This window comes from Natronospira sp. (assembly GCF_007134575.1).
Classification (GTDB): domain Bacteria; phylum Pseudomonadota; class Gammaproteobacteria; order Natronospirales; family Natronospiraceae; genus Natronospira; species Natronospira elongata.
This window is the reverse complement of sequence record NZ_SLKM01000283.1, coordinates 1-6,590: the sequence shown is the minus strand read 5'-3', so window position 1 is coordinate 6,590 and position 6,590 is coordinate 1. Positions and strand designations below refer to the sequence as shown.

5 protein-coding genes and 1 tRNA gene are annotated in these 6,590 nt (G+C 61.1%); all 6 read right to left on the bottom strand.

All coding sequences use genetic code 11. From position 1 onward, the window contains the following. Window positions 1–2,372, bottom strand: a 2,372-nt coding sequence (gene lon / locus ACJWXQ_RS11485; RefSeq protein WP_406672843.1) for an endopeptidase La, incomplete at its 3' end; no start/stop codon positions are given. A gap of 219 nt (window positions 2,373–2,591) precedes the next feature. After that, window positions 2,592–3,872 (bottom strand): ATP-dependent Clp protease ATP-binding subunit ClpX, encoded by a 1,281-nt coding sequence (gene clpX, locus ACJWXQ_RS11480; RefSeq protein ID WP_346049898.1) that lies wholly within the window; start codon window positions 3,870–3,872, stop codon window positions 2,592–2,594. Between the two features lie 164 nt (window positions 3,873–4,036). Then, window positions 4,037–4,672, bottom strand: coding sequence for an ATP-dependent Clp endopeptidase proteolytic subunit ClpP (clpP, locus tag ACJWXQ_RS11475; protein WP_346049896.1), 636 nt, complete (start codon window positions 4,670–4,672; stop codon window positions 4,037–4,039). A gap of 30 nt (window positions 4,673–4,702) precedes the next feature. Continuing rightward, complete coding sequence (tig, locus tag ACJWXQ_RS11470) at window positions 4,703–6,004, bottom strand: trigger factor (RefSeq protein ID WP_346049894.1); 1,302 nt, start codon at window positions 6,002–6,004, stop codon at window positions 4,703–4,705. Window positions 6,005–6,092: 88 nt separating this feature from the next. Then, window positions 6,093–6,181: transfer RNA gene (locus ACJWXQ_RS11465), tRNA-Leu, on the bottom strand. Window positions 6,182–6,312: 131 nt separating this feature from the next. Then, window positions 6,313–6,590: DUF6164 family protein (locus tag ACJWXQ_RS11460; RefSeq protein WP_406672842.1), on the bottom strand; the 278-nt coding region annotated here is incomplete at its 5' end.

Below are 6,590 nucleotides of genomic sequence, written 5' to 3'. Positions count from 1 at the left end.
TCCTCCGGATCATCCCCCTTGCCTTCCTCTGACGGCGTCTTGCCAGAGGCGTCATCGGTACCCTTGGGTTCAGGCATCCGGGACAGAGCAATCTGCAATACCTCGTCAATCCAGCGGACCGGACGAATATCCAGCTTCTCCTTGATATTGTCGGGTATCTCCGCGAGATCCTTGCGATTCTCCTCCGGAATCACCACCACCTCAATGCCACCCCGGTGGGCGGCCAGGAGCTTCTCCTTGAGGCCGCCGATGGGCAGCACCTCGCCCCGCAGAGTGATCTCACCGGTCATGGCAACATCGGCCCTGACCGGGATCCCGGTGATCGAGGACACCAGCGCCGTGCACATGCCAATACCGGCGCTGGGACCGTCCTTGGGCGTGGCCCCTTCGGGCACGTGGACATGGACATCATTGGTCTGATGAAAGTCCTCGGAAACGCCCAGTTTGCGCGTCCGACTGCGCACCACGGTCATCGCGGCCTGTACCGATTCCTGCATCACATCGCCCAGCTGACCGGTCTGATGGAGCTTGCCTTTGCCGGGCATGACGGTACTTTCGATGGTGAGCAATTCCCCACCCACTTCCGTCCAGGCCAGGCCGGTAACCTGACCCACCTGGTCATGCTCTTCGGCGCGGCCAAAGCGATAGCGCTGGACGCCCAGGAAATCACTCAAATTCTCAGGAGTAACCGTGATGGTCTTGGTGTCCTTCTCCAGAAGCAGGCGCTTGACCACCTTGCGGCAGATTTTTGCCACTTCCCGCTCCAGGTTCCGAACACCCGCCTCCCGGGTGTAGGTCCGAATCACGGCTAACAGGGTCTCGTCGGGCACATCGATCTCTTCCGTCTTGAGACCGTTGTCCCTTACCTGCTTGGGCAGCAGAAATTCACGCGCAATGCTGAGTTTCTCGTCCTCGGTGTAACCGGCCAGTCGGATCACTTCCATCCGGTCCAGCAAGGGCGCCGGAATGTTGAGGGTGTTGGCGGTACACACGAACATCACATCCGAGAGGTCAAAATCGACTTCCAGGTAGTGGTCACCGAAGCTCGAATTCTGTTCCGGGTCAAGCACTTCCAGGAGCGCCGAGGCGGGGTCGCCACGGAAGTCCATGGCCATCTTGTCGACCTCGTCAAGCAGGAACAGGGGGTTCTTGACGCCCACCTTGGCCATGTTCTGGGTAATCTTGCCCGGCAATGAGCCAATATAGGTACGGCGATGACCACGGATTTCGGCCTCATCCCGCACCCCACCGAGTGACATGCGGACAAACTTGCGGCCCGTGGCGCGGGCAATACTGCGCCCCAGGGAGGTCTTGCCAACACCGGGCGGGCCCACCAGGCAGAGGATGGGGCCCTTGAGCTTTCTCACCCGCTGCTGCACGGCGAGGTATTCGAGAATCCTCTCCTTGACCTTCTCAAGGCCAAAGTGATCTTCGTCCAATATGCGCTGGGCACGGGCCAGATCCTTGCGGATGCGACTGCGCTTTTTCCAGGGCACACTGGTCAGCCAGTCAATATAATTGCGCACCACGGTGGCCTCGGCCGACATGGGCGACATCAGCTTGAGCTTGTTGAGCTCGTTGTTGGCCTTGTCACGGGCTTCCTTGGGCATGCCGGATTCCTCGAGCTTCTTCTCGAGATTTTCCAGCTCATTGGGGGCGTCCTCCATGTCCCCGAGTTCCTTCTGAATGGCCTTCATTTGCTCATTCAGGTAGTACTCGCGCTGGCTCTTTTCCATCTGCTGCTTGACGCGCCCACGGATGCGACGTTCCACCTGGAGAATATCGATCTCGCCCTCGATCAGGGCCAGCACCTGCTCCAGGCGCTCGCGCACATTGTCCAGCTCCAGAATGGCCTGCTTTTCTTCCAGCTTCAGGGACATATGGGCGACCACGGTATCTGCCAGGCGCCCTGGCTCGTCGATACCGGACAGGGAGGTCAGCACCTCCGGCGGCACCTTTTTATTGAGCTTGACGTACTGGTCGAACTGGGAGATGACCGAACGCATCAGCACGTCCACTTCCCGCTCGTCGTGGCTCTCATCCTCCGGGACCGCCCGCACCTGGGCGAGGAAGAAGCCCTCGTCCTTCAGCTCGGCAATATGAGCGCGCTGAACCCCTTCCACCAGCACCTTGACGGTGCCGTCGGGCAGTTTCAGCAGCTGCAGGATCTGCGCCAGGGTGCCGACGCTGTAGATATCCTTTTCGCCGGGATCATCCACCTCGGCGCTTTTCTGGGCCACCAGCAGGACCTGCTTGCCGGACTCCATGGCCTTTTCCAGTGCCTCGATGGATTTCTCCCGGCCTACAAACAGGGGGATGACCATATGGGGATAGACCACCACATCACGGAGGGGAAGGACAGCCACTTCCATGCTGTCGCCCTCCTCCAGGATGGGGTCCTTCTTGTCGTCACTGATGCGTTCTTCGCTCATGGGATGCGACCTCTCATGGGACGGCGGACAGCACCGGCCGGAATGGCCGCCTGCCCGCCGAACATTTGTCTCTACTGGGTGGGATGTGGGGGCGACACCGACGGCTTTCAAGCATCGGCGCCCCCATAAAGCTTCGGGGGCCCGCAGGCCCCCGACGAATCAGTCCTCGCCCGAGCCGGCTGCTGCCTTCTCTTCCGAGCGATAGATGATATAGGGGCGGGCCTCGCCGTTGATTACGGCCTCATCCACCACGACCTTCTCCACATTTTCCATGGAGGGCAGATCGTACATGGTGTCCAGCAGAATTCCCTCGAGGATGGTGCGAAGACCGCGTGCCCCGGTCTTGCGCTCCATGGCCTTGCGGGCCGTGGCCCGGAGTGCATCCTCGCGGAAATCCAGCTCGACGCCTTCCATGTCAAACAGCTTGCGATACTGCTTGACCACGGAGTTCTTGGGCTCCACGAGGATCTTCATGAGGGCTTCCTCGTCAAGCTCTTCCAGGGTCGCCACCACAGGCAGCCGGCCCACGAACTCCGGGATCAGGCCAAACTTGATCAGGTCCTCCGGCTCGACGTCATGCAAGACCTCGCCCACGTTGACGGTTTCGTCCCTGGAGCGAACCTCGGCGGCGAAACCAATCCCGCTCTTGTGGGAACGATCCCGGATCACCTTTTCGAGGCCGGCAAAGGCGCCGCCCACAATGAACAGGATGTTGGAGGTGTCCACCTGCAGGAATTCCTGCTGGGGATGCTTGCGGCCACCCTGGGGCGGAACCGAAGCCACCGTGCCTTCAATCAGTTTGAGCAGGGCCTGCTGCACCCCTTCCCCGGAAACATCCCGAGTGATGGAGGGGTTGTCGGACTTGCGCGAGATCTTGTCGATCTCGTCGATGTAGACAATGCCCGTCTGGGCCTTCTCCACCTCGTAGTCGCACTTCTGCAGCAGCTTCTGGATGATGTTCTCAACGTCTTCGCCCACATACCCCGCCTCGGTGAGGGTGGTGGCATCGGCAATGGTGAAGGGCACGTTGAGCATCCGGGCCAGGGTCTCGGCAAGCAGAGTCTTGCCGCAACCGGTGGGCCCGATTAGCAGAATATTGCTCTTCGAGAGCTCCACCTCATCCTTGCGCTGGGTGGATTCCAGCCGCTTGTAATGATTGTAAACGGCCACGGACAGGACTTTTTTGGCCCGTTCCTGGCCGATCACATATTCGTCGAGGACACGATTGATCTCCTGCGGTGTGGGCAACTCACTGCGCCCGGTTTCCGCAGACTCCTGCATTTCCTCGCGAATAATGTCATTGCACAGTTCCACGCATTCGTCACAGACGAATACGGAGGGGCCGGCAATGAGCTTGCGCACCTCGTGCTGACTCTTGCCGCAGAAGGAGCAGTACAGGAGCTTTCCGTCCTCGTTTCTGCCGCCCTTTTCGTCGGTCATCTTTCCTCGCCTCGACTGGCGCTGACTTTGGCGCCCGGGTTGCCGGCCCGGACCCCCTGGTGTCCGGCCCCACCGGAAGCAAAAACCGATGGGCCTGACTCAATGTATATCACGGGCGTCAAGCGCACCCAAGCGCTCTGCCGACACCCGGCCGCAAAACAGGATCAGGCGGGCAGGTCCCGCTGGCCCAGAACGGTGTCGATCAAGCCGTAATCCACGGCCTCATCGCCGCTCATGAAATTGTCCCGATCCGTATCCTTCTGCACCTGCTCCAGGGGCTGACCGGTGTGCGAAGCGAGAATCTCGTTCAGCCGCTCACGGGTCTTGAGGATTTCCTTGGCGTGGATGTCGATATCCGACGCCTGACCCTGGAACCCACCCAAGGGCTGATGGATCATCATGCGCGAGTGACGCAGGCTGTGCCGCTTGCCCTTGGCGCCGCCGGCCAGCAGGATCGCACCCATGCTCGCGGCCTGTCCCACACAAATGGTGCTGACGTCCGGCCGGATGAACTGCATGGTGTCGTAGATGGCCAGACCCGCGCTCACATGCCCACCCGGCGAATTGATGTACAGATGGATGTCCTTGTCGGGATTCTCAGACTCCAGGAACAGCAATTGGGCCACGATGACGTTGGCCATGTAGTCTTCCACCGGCCCCACCGCGAAGACCACCCGCTCCTTGAGCAGTCGAGAGTAAATGTCGTAGCTCCGCTCGCCGCGCGCGGTCTGTTCCACGACGATGGGCACGAGATTGAGGGCACTGGTGTCCAATGCGCCACTGTTCCGGATATCAGTCATGATCGGCTTCCTGTTTGAATTGGACGTCGCTTACTGGGCGAAGTTCATCACTTCCCGGAAGGGCTTTTCAACCTCTTTGATTTCCAGCTCTCCCATCAGCTTCTCGATCACCTGCTCTTCCAGAGCCATGGTCTGGAGCTGCTGCATGGCCTGGGGATTGGCCTTGTACTGGCGTGCCAGCTCATCGGCGTTTTCCTGCCCGGCGGTGACCCGCTCCAGGACCTTGTCAATATGGGCCTCGTCGGGCTTGAGCTCATGCTTGCGGATGACCTCACCCATCAGCAGGCCCACCCGCACGCGACGCTCGGCCTGATCACGGAACATTTCGTCGGGCATGTCGGGGGCCTTGTCGGGGTCGCTGACGCCCATGCGCTGCATGGTGTCCTGACGCAGGGACTGGATCTCCTGGTCCACCATGGCCGTGGGCACATCGATTTCGTTCTTGGCCAGGAGCTTCTCCAGGACCTGCTCGCGGACATTGCCACGCACGGTCTGCTCCAGCTCGGCGTCCATGTTGTTGCGCACTTCTTCCCGGAGCTTGTCCACGCCGCCCTCGGTGATCCCGAAGCGTTCGCAGAAGCTGTCGTCCAGCTCGGGCAGTTCCAGGGCCTTGACCTCATGGACCTTGACCTGGAACACCCCCTTCTTGCCAGCGACTTCCTCGCTGCCATAGTCCTTGGGGAACTTGACCTTGACCTCAAGTTCCTGACCGGCTTCGACGCCCTTCAGGCCCTTCTCGAAATCAGCCAGCAGTCGACCGGCGCCGAGTTCCACTTCCACGCCTTCCGCGGAACCACCTTCGAAGGGCTCGCCGTCAACCTTGCCCTCGAAGTCGATACGCACCTGGTCACCATCGGCCGCCGCCCGCTCAACCGGCTTCCACTCGCCGTGCTGACGCTGGAGATTCTCCAGCATGGCGTCCACATCTTCATCGGTGATTTCCACCTTGGGACGTTCGATGGATTCGCCTTCCAGGCTCTTGAGCTCGATCTCGGGATAGATTTCAAAGGCCGCCTCGTACTCCAGCTCCTTGCCCGGCTCACTGTCCAGGGAGCTGATTTCCGGGCCGCCAGCCGGTCGCAGGGCCTCTTTCTCAAGGGCCTCGGACCAGGTTTCCCGCACCACTTCATTGACGACCTCGGCGCGGACCTGCTCGCCATATTGCTGGCGCATCACCTTGAACGGCACCTTGCCCGGGCGAAAACCGGGCAACTTGGCCTTCTTGCCAAGCGACCGAAGGCGGTTATCCACCTCCTTGTCGATGCGCTCGGCCGGGACCTGGACCTTCATCCGGCGCTTGAGACCGCCGTCGGATTCCACTGAAACCTGCATGGACAACTCCCTCAGAAAACAGAAACCGGCCGCCTTGGGTCGCGACCGGTGGGAACAAAGGCGACCCGCGATGGGCCGCCGGTGAATCTGGTGCGAAAGGAGAGATTCGAACTCTCACGGGGCGTCAACCCCACTGGGACCTAAACCCAGCGCGTCTACCAGTTCCGCCACTTTCGCATTGCCGGCCCGCCCGCTCAGGGGGCGAAATCACGCCACACCCCGAGAAAATTGGGCCAATGCCGGAAGACCCCCCATTATACCGGCTCGCCAATAGCTCGGGAAACCCCGGCCTTCGCTGCGGCCTGGCCTCAGTCCCCGGCCAGGGAGAAGAAAGGCAACAGCATCAGATAGACAATGAAGGCGGTTGCCCCAATGGCCGCAAGCACGCGCAGGGGCTGGCGACGGAGAAAACTGCCTACGGTATCCAGCTCGCCGGCCCGCCGCCGCTCTTCCCGTTCCGCCAGGGCCTGCTCCCGGCGGCGGGCCTGATACTCCGCCATCAAGGCCTTGGCTTCGGCCATGCGTTCCCGGTCCCGGACCCAGATACCGCCAACGGTAATGCCCCAGCGGTTGGGGGGCGTCTCAT